Consider the following 19,037-nt stretch of genomic DNA (forward strand, 5'->3'; position numbering starts at 1 on the left):
GGAAAGCGGGCTCAGAACGGGTAGCGCGCGGATTCGGCGCGCACGGTGACCCACTGGGTTTCGGTGAAGGCGTCGACGTTCGCGCGGGCTCCCCCGACCCGGCCGACACCGGAGGCGCCGACCCCGCCGAACGGCGCAGCCGGGTCGTCGTTCACCGTCTGGTCGTTGATGTGCACCAGCCCGCTGGGGATGTGGTCGGCCAGTGCCAGCCCGGCGGCCGGGTCGGCGGTGAGGATGCCCAGGCTCAGCCCGTATTCGGAGTCGGCGGCGAACTCCGCGGCTTCGTCGAGCGTGTCGAAGGGACGGACGCAGGCGACCGGGCCGAACACCTCTTCGGCGTAGGCCGGGATCGACGGGCCGCAGTCGGCGAGCACGGTCGGGCGGAAGAAGGGCCCCTCCGCGGTGCCGCCCTGCACCAGCCGTGCCCCGGCGGCGACGCTGCGGTCGACCAGGTCGCGCACCCGCGCCAGCTGGCCCTCGTCGATGATCGGGCCGAGCACGACCTCCTCGGTGAACGGGTCACCGACGGGCAGTTGTTCGGCCTTCTTGCCGAGCAGTTCGACGTAGCGGTCGTAGAGCGAGCGGTGCACCAGGTGCCTGCCCACGGCCATGCAGATCTGGCCCTGGTGCAGGAAACTGCCGAACGCGCCACAGGAGGCGGCGGCCTCCAGGTCGGCGTCCTCCAGCACCACCAGCGCGCTGTTGCCGCCGAGTTCGAGGTGCGCCCGCTTGAGCAGTTCCCCGGCGCGGGCGCCGATGGCGCGCCCGGCGCGGGTCGACCCGGTGAACGAGAGGACCGGCACGCGCGGGTGCTCGACCAGCGCCTGCCCGGCCTCGGCGTCGCCGGGCAGGACCTGGAGCACCCCGGCCGGCAGCCCGGCTTCCTCGAAGATCCGGGCGATGACCACACCACCGCAGACCGCGGTCCGGGGGTCGGGCTTGACGATCACCGCGTTGCCGAGCGCGAGCGCCGGGGCGACCGACCGCATCGACAGCAGCAGCGGGAAGTTGAACGGCGAGATGACCGCGACCACCCCGGCGGGCACCCGGCGTTCGAAGCTCATCCGGCCGGCCGAGGGCAGCAGTTCGCCGTAGGGCGCGGACGGCAGCGCGGCCGCCTGCACGCACTCCCCCGCCGAGCCCTCGATCTCGATGCCCGCCTTCAACCGGACCGAGCCCGACTCGCGGACCAGCCATTCGGCGATGGCGCCGGTGTGCTCGGCCAGCAGCCCGGCGGCCCGCAGCAGCACCGCCGAACGCTCGGCGTGCGGGCGGGCGGCCCACTCACGCTGCGCGGGGATCGCGCGTGCCACGGCGGCCGCGATGTCCGCGGCACCGGCGACGCCGACCGAACCGAGGCTCGCCCCGGTCGCCGGTTCGCGCACCTCGCGGGTGCCGGACCCGCCGTCCGCCCACGTGCCGGTGAAGACCTTGCCGGACCACCGCGCGGGATCGAGGAACTCCACCCGAACCTCCTTGATCGGCCTTGCTCGAACATCATCAGGGTTCCTGATGAATGTCCGCACAGCCTGCGGCCTGGTCAAGGTTCTTGACAAGAGGTGGTGACCTGGGTCACGCATAAATCCTCAGGACTCCTGATGGATCAGGAGCCGCGACGCAGATCGTCCAGCCGCCGGGCGCGCACGGCCCGCTCGAACGGCGTGTCCCCGTGCTCCTGGTCGCCACCCAGTTCCGCGTACAGCTCGGCGATGCGGGCGCTGTCGTGATGGGAGGCGAGGTCGGCCAGCTCCGGGTCGGTTTCGGCGAGCACCTGCCGGAAACGCAGCTCGGCCAGCGGGCCGAGCCGGTCGTAGATCTCCAGGAACAGCCGTTGCGCCTCGGCGCGGCACCAGCCGGGCGGCAGCATCACCGCGGGCAGGTCCGGGTCGCGCTCGGGGAACGCCCGCCAGTCCACGCGCAGCTCGGTGCGGGTGCGCAGGGCTTCGGCCGGACTCACCCGGCCCGCCGTGAGATGCGTCGGCAGCGACTCGTAGCGCTCGACGAACTCACGGTACTGCTGGGCGAGCGGTTCGAGGTCGAACGCGGCGGCGGGACCACCGGCGGCCGGGCCACCGGGGACCTCGGCCGCCCGCAGCACGCTGCCGCGTTCGATGCCGAGTTCGGCGAGCAGCGCGATCGCGGGCTCGGCCAGGTCACGCGGGGAAACCCACAGGCCGTCGTAGAGCGCGGCGAAGCCGAGCACCCGCAGCCGGGACCGCAGCGCGGTGCGTACTTCGCGTTCCTGCTCGGGCACCGAGAACGCGACCACGGTCCACTGCCCGTCCCAGTCGGGCGCGGTGGCGCCGAAGGTGAGCATCCGCCGCGTGCGGCTGACGATCACCCCGCTGGTGCGTGGCGGGATGCCGTAGGCGGTGGTGCGCCCGCGGCGCGAAGTGGTCAGCAGGCCCTTCGCGGCCAGCCGCCGCATCGCCGCCCTGGCGTTGTCCGTGCCGATGCCGAACTCCGCGAGCAGCCGCACCAGCGCGGCGGAGGGGATGTGCTCGTCGCGCCAGTACCAGTAGTCGCCCAGCAGCGAGGTCAGCAGCAGCTGCGGTTCGGCCCGCTGCGGCGTGTCCGGCATCCGCGCTCCTCTTCCCGTTACTCCGGCCCGGAAGCCTACGGGGCACCGGGTCTTGCAATTGGCGACACCTCGTGCGACGCTCGTCGCCATCCTAGTCGGCAATGATCGGTTCCCGGATTCCCGGCTGTGCCTGACCGTCCCGACCGCCCGACTGTCCTGACCCACGCCTGGCAAGGCCCAACGCAGGGAGAACCATCGCCATGCGATCAGCCCCCACCGCACGACGGCTCACCGCCGCGGCCGCGGTCCTGCTCGCTCTCACCGGTTGCGGCGCCCAGGTCGGCGACTCCGCGGCCGAGCCGGCCCCGGCCGGGGCCGACACGGCCCTGCACGACGCGCTGCCCGAGGCCGTCCGGCAGGCCGGGGTCATCCGCTTCGCCGGCGACTCGCACCCGCCCTACCGCACGGTCGCCGCCGACGGCGCCATCACCGGCATCGACAAGGACTTCCAGGACGCACTGGGCGAACTGCTCGGCGTGCGCACCGAGACGATCGTCGTCGACAGCCTGCCCGCCGCGCTGCAGGGCATGCTGTCCAACCGCTACGACGCCTTCAACGGGCCGGTGAAGGTCACCGCCGAACGCGAGAAGCAGTTCGACACCATCACCTGGATGACCACCCGCACCTCCTACGTGGTCCCGGCTAACGCGCCAGTGCCGATCCCGGCCACGGACGCCCTGTGCGGCAAGCGGGTCGCCGTGGTCACCGCCAGCGTGGTCGAGGAGCAACTGCGTCAGCTCTCGGCGTTCTGCGAGCGCACCGGCCGCGGTGCCGTGCAGTCGATCGGGCTCGCCGACACCAACGCCACCCTGCTCGCCGCGCAGTCCGGCCGGGCCGAGGCCGCGGGCATGACCCAGGCCGCGGCGATCGACGTGACCACCCAGCAGAAGGGCGTCTACACCTACGTCACCCAGACCGAGGAGCAGGGCGCCACCGCGGACAAGCTCGCGCTCTACGTGCCGAAGTCGGGACAGCTCGGACCGGTGCTGCACCAGGCTTTCGGCGCGCTGTTCGCCTCCGGGCGCTACCAGCAGATCATGCAGAAGTGGGGCCTGACCGACGTCACCGTGCCGCAGCCCGAGTTCAACGCCGGGACGCCGGCATGACGGTGACCACCGATCCCCCGGCGACGGCGACAGCGCACGACATCGCCACCGCCCGGCCGCGCTTCCGGCCGTGGCGCTGGGTGGCCACCGCGGTACTGCTGGTGCTGGCCGCGCAGTTGCTCGCCTTCCTGATCGGCAACGAGCGGTTCCAGTGGGACGTCGTCGCCGCGCACCTGTTCGCCCCGTCCGTCCTTTCCGGACTCGGCACCACGGTGCTGCTGGCCGTGCTGGCGATGGTCATCGGCTCGCTGGTGGGCGGGCTGCTCGCCGCCGCGCAGCTGTCCGGCTTCGCTCCGGCGCGCTGGGCGGCCACGCTCTACGTCGGCGTCTTCCGCGGCATCCCGCCGCTGGTGCAGCTGATCTTCTGGTTCAACCTGGCCTACCTGCTGCCGAAGATCTCGCTGAGCGTGCCGTTCGGCCCGGCCCTGCTCACCTGGAACGCCAACGACCTGATCACCCCGCTCACCGCGGGCATCATCGGCCTCTCACTGGTCGAGTCGGCGTATATGGCCGAGATCATCCGCGCCGGGGTGCTCGGCGTGGACCGGGGGCAGCGCGAAGCGGCGTCCGCGATGGGCTTCACCCCGGCGCAGACGTTCTTCCGCATCGTGCTGCCGCAGGCGATGCGGGTGATCATCCCGCCCAGCGGCAGCCAGTTCATCAGCGTGCTCAAGGGCACCGCGCTGGTCTCGGTGATCGCGATGAACGACCTGCTGCACGCGGTGCAGGTGATCTACAACCAGAGCTACGAGATCGTGCCGATGCTGATCGTGGCCTGCGTCTGGTACCTGGTCGTGGTCACGCTGCTGACCGTGGCGCAGCGCAGGCTCGAACGGCGCTTCGCGCGGGGAGGGTCATCGTGAAGGCGGTACTGCGGATGAGCGGGGTGCGCAAGGCCTTCGGCACGCACCAGGCGCTCGACGGCGTGGACCTCGAGGTCGCCGAGGGCGAGGTCGTGGTGGTCATCGGGCCGTCCGGCTCGGGGAAGTCCACTTTGGTCCGTTGCGTGCACCAGCTCGAGTCGATCGACGCGGGCTCGATGTACCTCGACGGCGACCTGATCGGCTACGAGGAGCACCGCGGGCGGCTGCGGCCGCTGAGCCCGCGTGGCGCGGCGGCGCAGCGCAGGCGCGTCGGCATGGTGTTCCAGCAGTTCAACCTGTTCCCGCACTTCACCGCGCTGCGCAACGTCACCGAAGCGCCGGTGCGGGTGCACCGGCGTGACCGGGCGGAGACCGAGCGGGACGCGATCGCGTTGCTGGAGCGCGTCGGTCTCGGCGACCGGCTGCACCACTACCCGCGTCAGCTCTCGGGCGGGCAGCAGCAGCGGGTGGCGATCGCCAGGGCACTGGCGGTGCGCCCGCGGATCATGCTGTTCGACGAACCCACCAGCGCGCTTGACCCCGAGCTGGTCGACGAGGTGCTCGGTGTGCTCCGAGGGCTGGCCGCCGACGGGCTGACGATGATCGTGGTGACCCACGAAATGGCCTTCGCCCGCGAGGTGGCCGATCGCTGCGTGTTCATGGAAGCCGGCCGGATCGTCGAATCCGGCACCCCGGCCGAGGTCTTCGGCAATCCCCGCAGCCCGCGCCTGCGTGCGTTCCTGTCCCGGCACACGGAAGAAGCAGTCTCTTGATCACCATCACCGCCGTCGGGGACCTCATCCTCGACGAACCGGACCCGGCAAGCTTCCTGGCGCCGTCGGCCTCGCTGTTCCGGCGGGCCGAGGTCGCCATCGGGCACGTCGAGGTCCCGCATTCGACCACCACCACGCAGATCAGCACCGACGTGCCCGCGCCCCCGGCCGACCCGGCCGCGCTCGGCGCGCTCGCCGCGGCCGGGTTCGACGTGGTGACCCTGGCGGGCAACCACATCTTCGACGCCGGGGAGGTCGGCGTGACCGACACCGTGGCACACGCCCGGGCGGCCGGGCTGGTCCCGGTCGGCGCCGGAGCCGACCTCACCGAGGCCCGCACCCCGGCCGTCGTCGAGCGCGACGGCCTGCGGATCGGCGTGCTGTCGTACAACTGCGTCGGCCCGCGTGAATCCTGGGCGACCTCGCGCAAGGCGGGCTGCGCGTACGTCCACGTGCTCACCCACTACGAACTCGACCACGCCAGTCCCGGCGGTCCGCCACGGATCTACACCTTCGCCGATCCGGACAGCCTGGAGGCGATGGCCGCCGACATCTCCGCGTTGCGCGCCGAAGCCGATGTCGTGCTCGTCGCGCTGCACAAGGGCGTCGGGCACACCCCGGCGGCGGTGGCGATGTACGAGAGCCCGGTGGCACGCGCGGCGATCGACGCCGGGGCGGACGCGGTGTTCGGCCACCACGCGCACATCATGCGCGGCATCGAGGTCCACCGCGGCAAGCCGATCTTCCACGGCCTCGGCAACTTCGTCACCGTCACCCGCGCGCTCACCCCGTCCGAGGGCGGCGACAGCGCGGAACGGGCCGCGTGGGCGGAGAAACGCAAGGCGCTCTACGGGTTCGCGCCCGATCCGGACCTGCCGTTCTACCCGTTCCACCCGGAGAGCCGCAACACCGTGGTCGCGGTCTGCCGGTTCGACCGCGACGGACTGGCCGAAGCCGGGGTCGTGCCGTGCCACATCGACGACCACGGCAGGCCCGTGCCGCTCGAACCCGCTTCCCCGGAGGGCGAGGCCGTACTCGCCTACCTCCGTGACATCACCGCCCGCGCACGGCTCGGCGGGGAGCTGGTCCGCCGAGGCGACCAGGTCCTGCTCGCCGGAGCCGGCCGCGTTCCAGCCCTGGAGGGCCAGCCATGACCGACCAGCCGCTCGCCGGCCGCACCGTGATCGACCTGACCACCGCGCTCGCCGGGCCCTACGCGACCCTGCTGCTCGCCGGGCTCGGGGCCACCGTGATCAAGGTGGAGAACCCCGCGACCGGTGGGGACACCTCGCGCAACAACGCGCCCTACCTCGGCCGCGACGGGCTGGCGCTGGGCCGCAAGCACGACGACGACATGTCGGTGTCGATGCTGGTGCGCGGCCGCGGCAAGCTGAGCGTGACGCTGAACCTCAAGGACCCGCGCGCGAAGGCGGTGTTCACCGACCTGGTGCGGGACGCGGACGTGCTGGTGGAGAACTACTCCCCCGGCGTCACCAGCCGCCTCGGCATCGACTACGCGGCCGTGCGGGAGCTCAACCCCCGGCTGGTCTACACCTCGATCAGCGGGTTCGGCACCCAGGGCGGGCCGGGGTCGGGCAAGGCGATGGACTCGATCATCCAGGCGCTGTCCGGGGTGATGATGACCGCGGGTGAGCCCGACGGCGACCCGGTGCGGTTCGGCCTGCCGATCGGGGACCTGCTGGCGCCGCTGTTCGCCGTGGTCGGCACGGTTTCGGCGTTGCTGCAGGCGGAAACCACCGGGCAGGGGCAGCACGTGGACGTGTCCATGCTCGGCGCGCTGACCTCGCTGGTGGCGTGCGAGCCGTTCGACGCCTTCGAAGCGGTCGGGCTGCCGCAGCGCACCGGTTCGCTGGTGCCGCGGCTGGCGCCGTTCGGCATCCTGCCCACCGCCGACGGGCACATCGCGTTGTGCGCGCCCACCGATTCGTTCGCCCGCGGGGTGTTGCGGGCGATGGGCCGTGAGGACCTCGTCGACGACGAGCGCTACCGGACCAGGGACGAACGCGTGCGGCGCGCGGACGAACTGCACGCGCTGATCGGCGACTGGTGCCGCACGCTGCCCTCGACCGAAGTGGTGGACCGGCTCTCCGAACACGGCGTGCCCGCCGCCGAGGTCCGCGAACCCCGTGAGGCGGTCCGCGATCCGCTGGTCCGCGCCCGGCGTGAGGTCGTACCGATCACCCACCCCCGGCACGGCGCGGTCGCCGACCTCTCGGCCACCGGCCTGCCGATCGTGTTCTCCGGCGCTTCGGTCGGCCTGGACGGGCCCGCGCCCGCGCTCGGCGAGCACAACGACCACGTGTACCGCGAACTGCTCGGGTACAGCGAAGACACCGTCGCCGCCCTGGCCGCCGACTCGGTCATCTAAGCCCCGCTTGTGCCGTGAATGTGGCTTTCACGGCGGAATGTGCCGTGAAAGCCACATTCACGGCACCGACCTCACCCCTTCGGAGGATCCCTTGCTGCCGGATCGGAATGACGCCGTCGCGCGCTGGCGGGCGGACGGGCGCCCGGTGGCCGGGTACGTCGGTGCCGACGTGCCGGTCGAACTGCTGACCGCCGCCGGCCTGTTGCCGCTGCGCCTGACCGGGTCCCCGGACGAGGACGCGAGCGCGGGCCGGGAACGGCTCGGCGGCGGGCTCGACGCGGTCGCCTGTTCGGTACTCACCCGGTTGCTCGAGGGCGCTTATGGCCACCTCGATGTCCTTGTGCTGTCCCGGGATTGCGAGGCGTCGCTGCGGTTGTTCTACGTACTGCGGGAAATCCGGCGCGTGGAGCCGTCTATCGCTTTGCCGCCACTGCACTTGGTCGACGTGCTGCACCTGCCGCACCACACGACCACCCGGTACGTGCTCGCCAAGGTGCGTCAGTTCCGGTCGTGGCTCGAAGCCGTGGCGGGACAGCGGATCGGGGACGACGACCTGGCCGCCGCCATCGCCGCGCACGACCGCGTCCGGGGCCTGCTCCGGGAAGTCGGCACCCACCGCGGCGAGCGGCGGCTCACCGGCACCGAGGCGCTGTCGCTGGTCTCGGTGACCACCGCCATGCCCGTCGACGAAGCGGAAAAACTGGTGCAGGAAGTGCTTTCCACGCTGCCCGGAGGCGAACCGCGGCCCGGTCGTCCCGTGTACCTGACCGGCAGCAGTCACGACACGCCGGCGGTCTACCAGGCGCTGGAGGACGCGGGCCGGCTGATCGTCGGCGAGGACCACGACTGGGGCGACCTGCTCGCCGTGGCCGATGTCGGGGCACCGACCGAGCTGGCGCTCGCCGAGCGGTACCAGTTCGCCGGGCCCGCGGCGCCACGGGCGTCCATCGCGGAACGGGCCGCGCACACCGCAGCCGCCCTGCGTGAACGGGGTGCCGAAAGCCTGCTGTCCTACGTCCGGCGCCACGACGACGCGCCGCCGTGGGATTTCCCCGCCCAGCGGGAAGCCGCCGGGGTGCCCGCCACGCTCGTCGATCGCCAGGAGTACGGCAGCATCGACCTCGCCGGGGTGCCCCGATGAGCCGACTCCCCAGTGCCGCCGCCGCGACCGCCTACCAGCGCCGGTGGTTCGCCGACCTCAAGGAACAGGTCGCCGCGGGCACGCCGCTGGCGCTGGTGAACGCCGACGCGCCGCAGGAAATCTTCCGCGCGATGGGCATCCCGTACGTGGTCAACCAGTGGTGGGCCTCGATCGTCGCGGCGAAGCAGCACACCCAGGAGCAACTGGCCCGGCTGCGGGAACGCGGCTACCCCGACTACACCGAGCAGTACAGCTCGACCTCCCTCGGCAGCGCGTTCGCCCCGGAATCCGGGCCGTGGGGCGGGTTGCCGATGCCGTCGATCGTGCTCGCGGAGACCACCGGCGACGCCTCGCGCAAGATCTTCGACGTCTGGGCCGAGCAGCCCGGCGTGACCTTCTACCCGCTCGAGAGCGCCGCCGCCGACACGGTTCCTGAGCGCTGGTGGGAGCTGATGCCGCACCGGTGGGAGGAAGCGGTCGGCACCGACCGGCTCGACCTGATGACCGGCGAGCTGCACGGCCTGATCCGGTTCCTCGAAACCACCACCGGGCGGCGGTTCTCCGAGCGCCGGTTCACCGAGGTGATGGACCTGGTCAACGAGCAGGAGGAGTGGAACAGGCGCACCCGCGACCTGATCGCGGCGGCCCGGCCGTGCCCGATCGCGGTCACCGACGGGATCCCGGCGGTGATGATCCCGCAGTGGCACCGCGGCACCGAATGGGCGCGCGACGCCGCCAAGGCCCTGCATGACGAGGTGGCCGCGCGGATCGCCGCGGGCACCGCGGTCTGCGAGGGCGAGCGGGCGCGGCTGATGTGGATCGGCCGCGGCCTCTGGTTCGACCTGGACTTCTACCGGCGTTTCCAGGACCGCTACGGCGCGGTGTTCGTCTGGTCCATGTACCTGGCGATCGCCGCCGACGGCTACCTCCGCTACGGCGGCGACCCGGTCCGCGCGCTGGCCGCCCGGTTCGCGGCGTTCTCCGACCAGCTCTACACCCCGCCGTGGTCGGCCGAGTGGTACGTGCACCAGGCCCGCACGCACGGCGCCGACGGCGTGGTGCACCTGGTCTCCGACGACGCCCGCGGCAGCTGGGCGACCACCCGGGCGCTGCGGGCGGCCGGGGTGCCGGTGCTCGAACTGCACGCGGACAACGTGGACGCCCGCCGCTCCGACCCGGCGTACCTGGACAGGTCGGTGGGCGACTGGCTCGAGGCCGAGGTCCTCGGTGGCTGAGCGGGCGGCGCCCGTGCTCGCCGGTGCGCTGGTCGCGTTGTTCACCGGCTCGCTGACCAACACGATCATCGGCATCGCGCTGCCCACCATCGCCGGGGAACTCGGCGGGCAGGACCAGGTCGCCTGGGTGGCCGCCGCCGCGCTGCTGACGATGACCGCGGCCACCCCGGTCTGGGGCAAGCTCGCCGACCGGCGCGGCCCGCGCCCGATGCTGCTCGCGGCCACCGCGCTGTTCGTCGTGGCTTCGCTGGTCGCCGGGCTGGCGCCGTCGATGGGCTGGCTGGTGGCCGGGCGCGCGCTGCAGGGCGCGGCCAGCGGCGGCATCCTCGCCTGCGCGAACGCGCTGGTCGCGGTGCTGGTCCCGGCTCGTGAACGCGGCCGCTACACCGGCTGGTTCGGCCTCTCCTTCGGCACGGCTTCAGTGGCCGGGCCGCTGCTCGGCGGGCTGCTGGTCACGCCGGGCGGTCCGGGCTGGCGCTGGTGCTTCCTCGGGGTGGTGCCGGTGACCGTCGTGGCCGCGCTGCTCATCCGGCTCGCCCCCGACCACAGGCCATCACGTCCGCGTGCGCCGCTGGACCACCTCGGCGCGGCACTGCTCGCGCTGGCCGCGGGCGGACTGGTGGTGCTGTTGTCCGCCGGTGGGGTCGCGTGGCCGTGGCCGTCACCCGCCACCTTCGCGCTCGGCGCGGCCGTGCTGCTGACCTCGCTGCTGGCCGTGTGGCGCGAACTGCGAGCCGTCGACCCGATCCTGCCGCCGCGGTTGTTCCGCAGCCGCACCTTCACCATCGCCTGCACCACCGGACTGCTGGTCGGCACGGTGATGTTCGGCGGGATCATCTACCTGCCGCAGTTCCTGCAGGTGGTGCACGGGCACGGCGCGATGGCCGCCGGGCTGCTGATGCTGCCGCAGATCGGCACCATGATCGTCACCTCGGCGGTGACCGGCAGGCTGATCGCGCGGACCGGGCGGTGGAAGCGGTTCCCGGCCGCCGGGTGCGCGCTGCTGGTCGCCGGGCTGGCCGTGCTCGCCCCGCTGAGCACCACGACCCCGGCGTGGCAGGTGGCCGCGGGCATGGCGCTGCTCGGCGCGGGCACCGGGCTGACCCAGCAGGTGCTCGTGCTCGCCGCGCAGGACGCCGTCGACCCCGGTGACGTCGGCGTCGCGAGTTCGTCAGCCACCTTCACCAGGACGCTCGGCGGCGCGGTCGGGGTCGCCGCCTTCGGCGCGCTGATCGCCGCGCGGCTGCGGGCCGACCTCCCCGCCGCGCTCGACGCAGCCGGGCTGCCCGTCACCGACGAGGCCGTCCGCCGCCTGCTCGGTACCCCGGCCCAGGTCGCGGCGCTGCCACCACCGCTGGCCGACGCCGTCCGCGAGTCCTACACCCACGGACTCCAGCTGGTCTTCCTCGCCACGCTCCCGATCGCCGTGCTCGCGCTGCTGGCGATCTCCTTCGTCCGGGAGACCGCTCTCGGCGAAGCCGTTCCCGCGCACTGAATCCCGGAGGACATCGATGTCCCGACGTTCACGCCTGATACTGGCAGCGGCGATCACCCTCGTGGTCGCCGGTGTCGCCGCCTTCCTGCTCGTCCCCGACCGCCCCGCGGCCGCGGCGGGTTCCTTCGGCTCGTACCGGCCCGAAGCCGGGTACCCCGAGCGGGTCAGCGAATCGTTCTACCTGCCGATGCGCGACGGCACCCGGCTGGCTGTGCGGCTGGACCGGCCGGCCGCACCGGGCCGCTTCCCGGTGCTGTGGCAGCACAGCCTGTCGATCGACCGCAAGCCGGAGGACGGCGCCGGCCCGCGGACCGGCGGCTTCCAGGCGATGCCGGAACTGGCCGCGCACGGGTACGTGGTGGCGCAGGTCGCGCGCCGCGGCAACGGCCAGTCCTTCGGCGCCCGCCGCGGCTACAACGACCGGATCGAAGCCATGGACGCCTACGAGGTCACCGAATGGCTGGCCGCGCAGCCGTGGTCGACCGGGAACGTCGGCATGTACGGCTGCTCCAACACCGGCGACGCCGCCATGCACGCGATGACCGTGCGGCCACCGCACCTGAAGGCCGTGCTCGCCGGATGCTTCTCGTGGGACAAGTACGACGCCTGGCGGGTCGGCGGCATCTCCGCGCAGTGGGGCTTCGGCCCGGCGCGGACGGTCGCGCAGGACATGGAGAACCAGCCGGTGGACGGCGACCCGGACAAGGTGCTGCTCGCCCAGGCCGCGCAGGAGCACCAGCAGTCCACCGTGCTCGCCGACCTGTGGCGCGGCATGCCGTTCCGCGACAGCTTCTCCCCGCTGGTGCAGTCCCGGTTCTGGAGCGAAGGCAGTTCGGGCAGCTACGCCGGGGCGATCCGCGACTCGGGCATACCGCTGTACGTGGTCGGCGGCTGGCGGGACGAACTGCGGGGGCAGGGCATCGCGTCCCTGCTCAACGTGCCGGGCTCGCGGCTGCTCATCGGGCCGTGGAAGCACTGCGAGAACGCGGGTTTCGCGTTGATCGAGGAAGCACACCGGTTCTTCGACCGGCACCTCAAGGGCATCGACACCGGCATCGACGCCGACCCGCCGATCCACTACGCCACCCCGTCCTCGGACCGCGCCGACGCCACCGGCCTGACCTGGAAATCGGCCACCAGCTGGCCCACCGGCGGCACGCCGACGCCCCTCGGCGGTGACGGCGTGCTCGGCTCCCCGGCGACCGGACCGCGTGGGTTCACCGTCGGCACCGGCGTGCGGTGCCCGTCCGATCCCGGCAGTGGCGCGGTCATCCAGCCATGCCACATCCCCGGCAGCGGCACCGGGTGGACCGGTCCGGTGCTCGAGCGGGACACCGAGATCACCGGCACCCCGGTGGCCGAGCTGTGGCTGCGCGTGGACCGGAGCGACGCGCATGTGTTCGCCTACCTCGAAGACGTCGCCCCCGACGGCACCACCACGGTCATCACCGAAGGGCGGCAACAGGTTTCGCTGCGCGCGGAGCACCCGTCGCCGTATGCGCTGCCGGAAGGCGTTCCGTGGCACCGCGCCTGGTCAGCGGATGCCGCCCCGGTGACCCCCGGCGAGACGACGCGGGTGCGGTTCGCGCTCCTGCCCACCTCGTACCTCGTCCCGGCCGGACACCGCGTACAGCTGACCGTCACCGGCTACGACCCTCGCGAAACCGGCGCCCTCCCGGACGCCGACGGCTCCCACCTCGAACTCGACGGCGGCACCTCCACCCTCACCCTCCCCTGAGGAATGTTAGGAGTGGGGCATTACTTGCATCCATTGCAAGTAATGCCCCACTCATAGCATTCGCCCTCCCCCACCCTCGGCTGTCCGCTGCCGTGAATGTGGGACTCGGCTGCCCGAGTGTGGAGTTCGGCTGCCCGAGTGTGGGACTCGGGTGCCCGAGTGTGGGACTCGGCTTCCTGAACGTGGGGTTCGGGTGCCTGAACGTGGGGTTGGGGTGCCTGGACGTGGGACTCGCCGGTACCGCGACGGCGGAGTCTAGGTGCCGATCCCGTAGTGCCCGCGGTGGAACAGCAGGGGCGCCGGGGTGGTTTCGGCGCCCATGGCCTGGACCCGGCCGGTGACGATGGTGTGGTCGCCGCCGTCGTATTCGGCTTCGACGGTGCATTCGATCCACGCGCACACGTCGTGCAGCACCGGCACGCCGGACGAGGTGGGGTGCCACGCCACGCCCGCGAACTTGTCCGCGCCGGACCGGGCGAACTGGTTGCTCAGGTGCTCGTGGCCCTCGGCGAGGATGTTCACGCCGAAGCGGCCTGCCTCGCGGATCCTCGGCCAGGTCCTCGACGTCCGCGCCGGGGAGAACATCACCAGCGGCGGGTCGAGCGAGAGCGAAGCGAAGGTCTGACAGGTGAAGCCGACCGGTCCGGCCAGTCCCTTCGCGGTGATGACCACGACCCCGGTCGCGAAGTGCCCCAGCACGCTCCTCATGCGCGCCGGCGAGATCCCGGCCGGGTCGAGAACGCTGATGCCCAGGGTTTCGGTCATGTACCGACGCTAGGGTGGCGCCGGACGCCTGACCATCCGCACATCGCGGCTACTTGTCCTGATACCACTAGGTTCCCGCCGTGCTCAGCAGTTCGCGGAGGATCGCACGGCGATCGCGGATGGCGGCCCCGGTCAGCCGGTGCCCGGGGCCGCCTCGCGCGCGCTGCTCAGCGCGGGGTGTAGGTCAGGCAGTTGGCCGCGTGGTCGCCGCTGCCCGGCCCCACGCGCACCCCGGGTGCCGAGCACTCGAGGCTGGAGTTGTGCACGCAGTCGGTACGCGAGCAGGCGCCGACCTGCGCGACGACCTTGTCCAGCCCGCCCTGGGTGTTCAGGGAGACGAACGTGTCGCAGTCGGCGGCGCCGTTGCTGCCGCCGACGGTGATGGCGTACGCGTGGCAGCCGTCGTGGTTGTAGGAACACCCGGTGACCGTGCACTCGCGCACGGCCGGCATTTCGGTGGAAGTCATCTCAGCCGCACCTCGCAAAGGTTTCTGTGGTGGGAATTGCGTCAGTAGGAAAACCGTCCCACCCGGAAAGGCCGCTCGCAACCGGAGTGAATTGAAGGCAAGCCTTACCTGTCGCGCCGTGGTCCAGGGCCATCACCGCAGGTCAGTCGCCCCGTCGGCGACACGCCGGAATCAACTACACCCCAATGAGTGACTATCGCGGGAAGCACTGTGCGATTGCGTGCGCCACCGCCGGGAAAAGAAATCCGGTTGCCCCCGGCGGGGGTGGTGCCGGACGATGCGCGGGTGCGCTACTCGATCAACATCCCGAACTTCGGCGACTTCGCCGACCCCAGGGCCGTGGCGCGGGTCGCCAAGGCCGCCGAGGACGCCGGCTGGGACGGCCTGTTCGTCTGGGACCACGTCGTGCACGACAAGCGGGAACGCCGGGGCCTGCCGTTCGGCGACCCCTGGATGCTGCTCACCGCGGCCGCGCTGGCGACCTCACGACTGCGCCTCGGCACCCTGGTCACGCCGGTGGCGCGGCGGCGGCCGGAGCAGCTCGCCCGCCAGGTGGCCACCCTGGACGCGCTCAGCGGCGGCCGGGTGATCTTCAGCGCGGGCATCGGCGGCCCGATCGAGGACGAGTTCGGCAGCTTCGGCGACACCACCGACGCGGTGGTCCTCGCCCAGCGCCTCGACGAGGGCCTCGGCCTGCTCGACCGCTACTGGTCGGGCGAACCGGTCACCCACGAGGGCCGCCACTACCGGGTGCAGGACGTCGAGTTGCTGCCCGCGACCGTGCAGCAGCCACGCCCGCCCGTCTGGATCGGGGGCTTCTGGCCGCACCGCAGGCCGATGCTGCGGGCGGCGAGGTGGGACGGTGTGGTGCCGCTGTTCAAAAGCGCCACCCACGGGCACCCGCCCGCCGTCGAGGAGGTCCGCGAACTGGTCGCCTTCGTCCGGGAGCACCGCGAGCGCACCGGCCCGTTCGAAGTGGTGCTCGGCGGGGTCAGCCCGGGTGACCCCGCCGAGGCTCGGGAACTCGTCGGACCGCTCGCCGAGGCCGGTGCGACCTGGTGGGACGAGCGGCAGCTCCAAAGCAGTGACGACCTGCACCGCCTCGGGCCGGTGCTGCGCCGCGTGGAGCAGGGACCGCCGGGCTACCGGGCCCGTTCGTAGCGCTTGAGCTCGGCGAAGAAGTCCGGTATCTCGGTGAGGTCGCCGGTCGCGGTGACGGTGTCGTAGACGTACTTGCCGACCGCGAGGTCGAGCACGCCGAGGCCGAACGGCGAGAACACCACCGGCCGGTCCGCCGGCACGGTGAGCGCGCCGGTGAGCACGTCGTTCAGCGTGCCGTCGAGGAAGTCGCGGTTGCCGGTGGCCTGCTCGGCCAGGTGCGGCGAGGTGTCGGCCTTGAGGCAGTGCTCCACGTCGTCGACGATGTTCACCGAGTCCAGGATGATCTCCGGCGACAGGTCCCGCAGCGACACGTGCAGCACCAGCGGGTTGTGCGCGAACCACGCCGGGTCGTGCACGTGCGGCTTGCCCGCGACGGTGGCGAACACGACCAGGTCCGAATCGCGGATGAGCGACTCGGCGCTCTCGTGCACGCGTGCGTCACCGTCCACCCCGGCCACGAACCCGGCCGCGTGCTCGGCGGACAGGTCGAACACGCCGGTCTCCTCGAAGCTCCAGCCGAGCGCGTTCAGGTAGGTGTGCAGGTAGCGGGCGATCAGGCCGACGCCGATGAACCCGACCCGCTTCGGGCGGCCGCGGTCGCGGCTGAGCACGTCGGCGGCCAGCGCGGCCGACGCCGCCGTCCTGGTCGCGCTGATCACCGAGCTTTCCAAGCAGGCGAACGGATATCCGGTGTCGTGGTCGTTCAGGATCAGCACCGCCGACGCGCGCGGCAGGCCGTTCTCCACGTTGCCGGGGAAGCTGGAGATCCACTTCATGCCGTCGACGCGCACGTCGTCGCCGATCGAGGCGGGCAGCGCGATGATCCGCGAGGACGGCCGGTCCGGGAAACGCAGGAAGTACGACGGCGGGTTGACCGTGTGCCCGGCCGCGTGCGTCCGGTAGGCCGCCTCGACCAGGTCGATCACGTGCTTTTCCTGACCGTGCAGGGCATCGAGCACCTGCGCACCGGAGATCACGGCGAAGGACGGGACAGTGGGCACTTCGGGCTCCTCGTTCAGTGGCGGGAAAGGATTCGGACGACACCGCAGCCGACCTGGCCGTCCGGGTCGACGGCGGTGAGCACGGCGAGTCCGGCCGCGGGGTCGGACAACGCGGCGGCGAGCTGGAACGCGCCGGACGCCCCCGCGGTGTCCCCGATCAGGTCGCCGGGGAACACCGCCGGAGTGTCCGCGCCGAACACGCCGGTGACCGCCGCGTGCTCGGCGTCACCGTCCACTCCGGACAGCAAGGCGAGGTCGACGTCGGCGGCGTCCACCTCGGCGCTCGCTAGCGCTCGGCGGATGCGGGTGGTCAGCGCTTCGGTGGCGCGGGCGGGATCCAGCGTGGTGCCGAACTCCAGCGCCAGCACCTCGGCCATCGGGGTCCGGCCGTGCTCGGCGGCGGATTCCGCGCTCTCGGTCAGGAAAACGCAGCAGCCTTCGCCGAGCGGGCGCGGCTCCTGCCCGGCCAGCCCGTGCCAGGTGATCCACGACCGGCGTGCGTTCAGGTCCTCCACCGCGCCGGCGAGCACCATCGGCGCCCGGCCCGCGCGGTGCAGCCGCCGGGCGTAGTTCAGCACCGACAACCCGGTCACCCGGCCGGAGGTGATGGTGGAGTTCGGGCCCTGGAGGCCGAACCGGACCGCGCACTGCGTGGTCGGGAAGTTCATCGCGGTGCTCGGCAACTGCTTGGCGTTGACGTGGTACGGCAGTTCCTCGGTGAGCGAGTCGTACATCAGGTCCATCGCGCGGTCGGTGGTGGTCAGATCACCGCCGAGCACCAGCGCGCGCTGGGCGGGGGCGTACTCGCCGAGCAGGTCGTGCTCGCGCAGCATCAGGGCCAGCGTGCCGACCGCGAGGCTGGACGGGCGGCCGATGAAGCGCTGCGAACGGCTGTTCAGGTCGCAGTCGTCACGCAGGAGCACGCTGACCGCTTCGCCGTCGACCACACCGGCCTCGACGTAGGGCAGGTCGTCGGCCACGTCCACTTTGGACAAGGCGGACCGGCCGGCGGTGAACCCGTCCCGGAAGGCGGCTTTTCCCAGTCCGTACGGGGAAATCACCGACATCGCCGAAATGATCATGAGCCGATCCCCTCCGCCTGGCGGTCGAACCGCTTGAGCACCACGGCCGCGTTGAGCCCGCCGAAGCCGAGCGAGTTGACCAGCGCGATCTTCGGTTCCGCCCGGCGCGCCCGGTTCGGCACGCAGTCCACCGGGCACTCCGGATCGGTGGTGGTGTGGTTGATCGTCGGGGGCAGGAAACCGTGCTCCAGCCCCAGTATCGCGGCGATACCGGAGTGCGCGGCCGCGCCGCCCATGGTGTGGCCGATCATCGACTTGATCGCCGCGACCGGCGGTACCGGCAGGTCCCCGAACACCTCGGTGAACGCCGCGGCCTCCATCGGGTCGTTGGCCTTGGTGGCGGTGCCGTGCGCCATCACCAGGTCGACCTCGGCGGGGCTGACCCCGGCGTTGTCCAGCGCGCCACGCAGGCACTGGGTCACCCGCTCTTCCGAGGGCCGCGTGGGGTGCCCGGCGTCGCAGTTGAAGTTGTAGTCCAGCACCTCGGCGTGAATGAGCGCGCCGCGTTCCAGTGCCGACTCCAGCGGTTCCAGCAGCAGCATCGCCGAGCCTTCGCCGAGGACCACGCCGGTGCGGTCCACCGCGAACGGGCGGCATTCGTCGCGGGCGAGCGCGCCCAGCCGGTAGAAGGCGGCGAACGACTTGCGGCACGGCGAATCCGCGCCACCGACCAATGCGTAGGAGACCTCACCGGCGCGCAACGCGTCCAAGCCGTAGCCGATGGCGTAGTTCCCGGCGGCGCAGACGTCCGGCAGCGTCACCAGTTCCACGTCCTCCAGACCGAGGTCGTCGGCGACCGACACCGGCATGCGGCCCAGGCGCGCCCGGCGCGCCAGCACCGGATCGAGGTCCGCCAGCCCCTTGTTCACCTCGGTGGTGGTCATCTCGTCGACGTCCCTGGCTTCGCCCTCGGTGGTACCGACGGCGATCAGGCCACGTCCGGCCCGCAACCGCGTGAGCGCCATCCCGGCGTCCTCCACCGCCATCAGCGCCGCCGCGGCGATCATCTGCGTCGCGCGGCCGTAGTGCGGGCGCTCCTCGTCCACGGCGAACTCGGGCACCTCGCAGACCTTGCCGTACTCGAACCCGGTCACGTCGAAGGCGGTGACCGGCGCGGCACTGCCGCGCCCGGCCAGCAGCCCGTCCAGGAATCCCGCCCTGCCGATGCCGATGCCCGAGATCACGCCGATCCCGGTCACCACCACCCGGCCCGACCGGCCCGGTGCCCCGTTGCCCATGC

Annotated in this window: 17 protein-coding genes; 10 read left to right on the plus strand and 7 right to left on the minus strand. The window is 72.1% G+C overall.

Going from position 1 to position 19,037, the window contains the following annotated elements; all coding sequences use genetic code 11:
• Window positions 1–11: 11 nt before the first annotated feature.
• Complete coding sequence (locus JOM49_RS28120) at window positions 12–1,466, minus strand: aldehyde dehydrogenase family protein (RefSeq protein WP_209667211.1); 1,455 nt, start codon at window positions 1,464–1,466, stop codon at window positions 12–14.
• Between the two features lie 137 nt (window positions 1,467–1,603).
• Window positions 1,604–2,581 (minus strand): PaaX family transcriptional regulator, encoded by a 978-nt coding sequence (locus JOM49_RS28125; protein ID WP_209667212.1) that lies wholly within the window; start codon window positions 2,579–2,581, stop codon window positions 1,604–1,606.
• A gap of 200 nt (window positions 2,582–2,781) precedes the next feature.
• Here JOM49_RS28125 and JOM49_RS28130 point away from each other — a divergent pair, with 200 nt between their 5' ends.
• The 9 genes from JOM49_RS28130 to JOM49_RS28170 all read left to right on the plus strand — a co-directional run bounded on the left by JOM49_RS28130 (window position 2,782) and on the right by JOM49_RS28170 (window position 13,321).
• Window positions 2,782–3,687 (plus strand): transporter substrate-binding domain-containing protein, encoded by a 906-nt coding sequence (locus JOM49_RS28130; RefSeq protein ID WP_209667213.1) that lies wholly within the window; start codon window positions 2,782–2,784, stop codon window positions 3,685–3,687.
• On the plus strand, window positions 3,684–4,550 hold the full coding sequence (locus tag JOM49_RS28135; protein WP_209667214.1) for an amino acid ABC transporter permease: 867 nt from the start codon (window positions 3,684–3,686) through the stop codon (window positions 4,548–4,550). The genes JOM49_RS28130 and JOM49_RS28135 overlap by 4 nt, the downstream gene beginning before the upstream one ends.
• The gene (locus JOM49_RS28140; RefSeq protein ID WP_372444099.1) at window positions 4,547–5,323 is read left to right on the plus strand and encodes an amino acid ABC transporter ATP-binding protein; all 777 of its coding nucleotides are present in this window, start codon (window positions 4,547–4,549) and stop codon (window positions 5,321–5,323) included. The genes JOM49_RS28135 and JOM49_RS28140 overlap by 4 nt, the downstream gene beginning before the upstream one ends.
• The gene (locus JOM49_RS28145) at window positions 5,320–6,477 is read left to right on the plus strand and encodes a CapA family protein (protein WP_209667215.1); all 1,158 of its coding nucleotides are present in this window, start codon (window positions 5,320–5,322) and stop codon (window positions 6,475–6,477) included. The genes JOM49_RS28140 and JOM49_RS28145 overlap by 4 nt, the downstream gene beginning before the upstream one ends.
• Window positions 6,474–7,712 (plus strand): CaiB/BaiF CoA transferase family protein, encoded by a 1,239-nt coding sequence (locus JOM49_RS28150; protein WP_209667216.1) that lies wholly within the window; start codon window positions 6,474–6,476, stop codon window positions 7,710–7,712. The genes JOM49_RS28145 and JOM49_RS28150 overlap by 4 nt, the downstream gene beginning before the upstream one ends.
• 91 nt (window positions 7,713–7,803) lie before the next feature.
• Entirely contained in the window at window positions 7,804–8,853 is a 1,050-nt protein-coding gene (locus JOM49_RS28155; RefSeq protein WP_245369507.1) for a 2-hydroxyacyl-CoA dehydratase family protein, read from the plus strand.
• A complete protein-coding gene (locus JOM49_RS28160) occupies window positions 8,850–10,088 on the plus strand; it encodes a 2-hydroxyacyl-CoA dehydratase family protein (protein WP_209667218.1) in 1,239 nt (412 codons plus the stop codon). Before JOM49_RS28155 ends, JOM49_RS28160 begins: the two co-directional genes overlap by 4 nt.
• A complete protein-coding gene (locus JOM49_RS28165) occupies window positions 10,081–11,583 on the plus strand; it encodes an MFS transporter (RefSeq protein WP_308158901.1) in 1,503 nt (500 codons plus the stop codon). The genes JOM49_RS28160 and JOM49_RS28165 overlap by 8 nt, the downstream gene beginning before the upstream one ends.
• A 16-nt stretch (window positions 11,584–11,599) precedes the next feature.
• Entirely contained in the window at window positions 11,600–13,321 is a 1,722-nt protein-coding gene (locus JOM49_RS28170) for a CocE/NonD family hydrolase (RefSeq protein WP_209667219.1), read from the plus strand.
• Window positions 13,322–13,576: 255 nt separating this feature from the next.
• Here the strand turns inward: JOM49_RS28170 and JOM49_RS28175 are convergent, their stop codons facing one another.
• Window positions 13,577–14,086, minus strand: a complete 510-nt coding sequence (locus tag JOM49_RS28175; protein ID WP_209667220.1) for a flavin reductase family protein — start codon at window positions 14,084–14,086, stop codon at window positions 13,577–13,579.
• Window positions 14,087–14,253: 167 nt separating this feature from the next.
• Entirely contained in the window at window positions 14,254–14,553 is a 300-nt protein-coding gene (locus JOM49_RS28180) for a DUF1540 domain-containing protein (RefSeq protein WP_209667221.1), read from the minus strand.
• Window positions 14,554–14,763: 210 nt separating this feature from the next.
• Here JOM49_RS28180 and JOM49_RS28185 point away from each other — a divergent pair, with 210 nt between their 5' ends.
• The gene (locus JOM49_RS28185) at window positions 14,764–15,714 is read left to right on the plus strand and encodes an LLM class flavin-dependent oxidoreductase (protein ID WP_308158902.1); all 951 of its coding nucleotides are present in this window, start codon (window positions 14,764–14,766) and stop codon (window positions 15,712–15,714) included.
• Here the strand turns inward: JOM49_RS28185 and sbnB are convergent.
• The 3 genes from sbnB to JOM49_RS28200 are packed head-to-tail and all read right to left on the minus strand — an operon-like array spanning window position 15,696 to window position 19,035.
• On the minus strand, window positions 15,696–16,715 hold the full coding sequence (sbnB, locus tag JOM49_RS28190; protein ID WP_209667222.1) for a 2,3-diaminopropionate biosynthesis protein SbnB: 1,020 nt from the start codon (window positions 16,713–16,715) through the stop codon (window positions 15,696–15,698). The two genes, JOM49_RS28185 and sbnB, sit on opposite strands and share 19 nt — an antisense overlap.
• A gap of 14 nt (window positions 16,716–16,729) precedes the next feature.
• The gene (locus JOM49_RS28195; RefSeq protein WP_209667223.1) at window positions 16,730–17,782 is read right to left on the minus strand and encodes a beta-ketoacyl synthase N-terminal-like domain-containing protein; all 1,053 of its coding nucleotides are present in this window, start codon (window positions 17,780–17,782) and stop codon (window positions 16,730–16,732) included.
• 11 nt (window positions 17,783–17,793) lie between these two features.
• A complete protein-coding gene (locus JOM49_RS28200; RefSeq protein WP_209667224.1) occupies window positions 17,794–19,035 on the minus strand; it encodes a beta-ketoacyl-[acyl-carrier-protein] synthase family protein in 1,242 nt (413 codons plus the stop codon).
• Window positions 19,036–19,037 lie beyond the last annotated feature (2 nt).

The organism is Amycolatopsis magusensis (genome assembly GCF_017875555.1).
In the GTDB taxonomy this organism is placed as follows: Bacteria; Actinomycetota; Actinomycetes; order Mycobacteriales; family Pseudonocardiaceae; genus Amycolatopsis; species Amycolatopsis magusensis.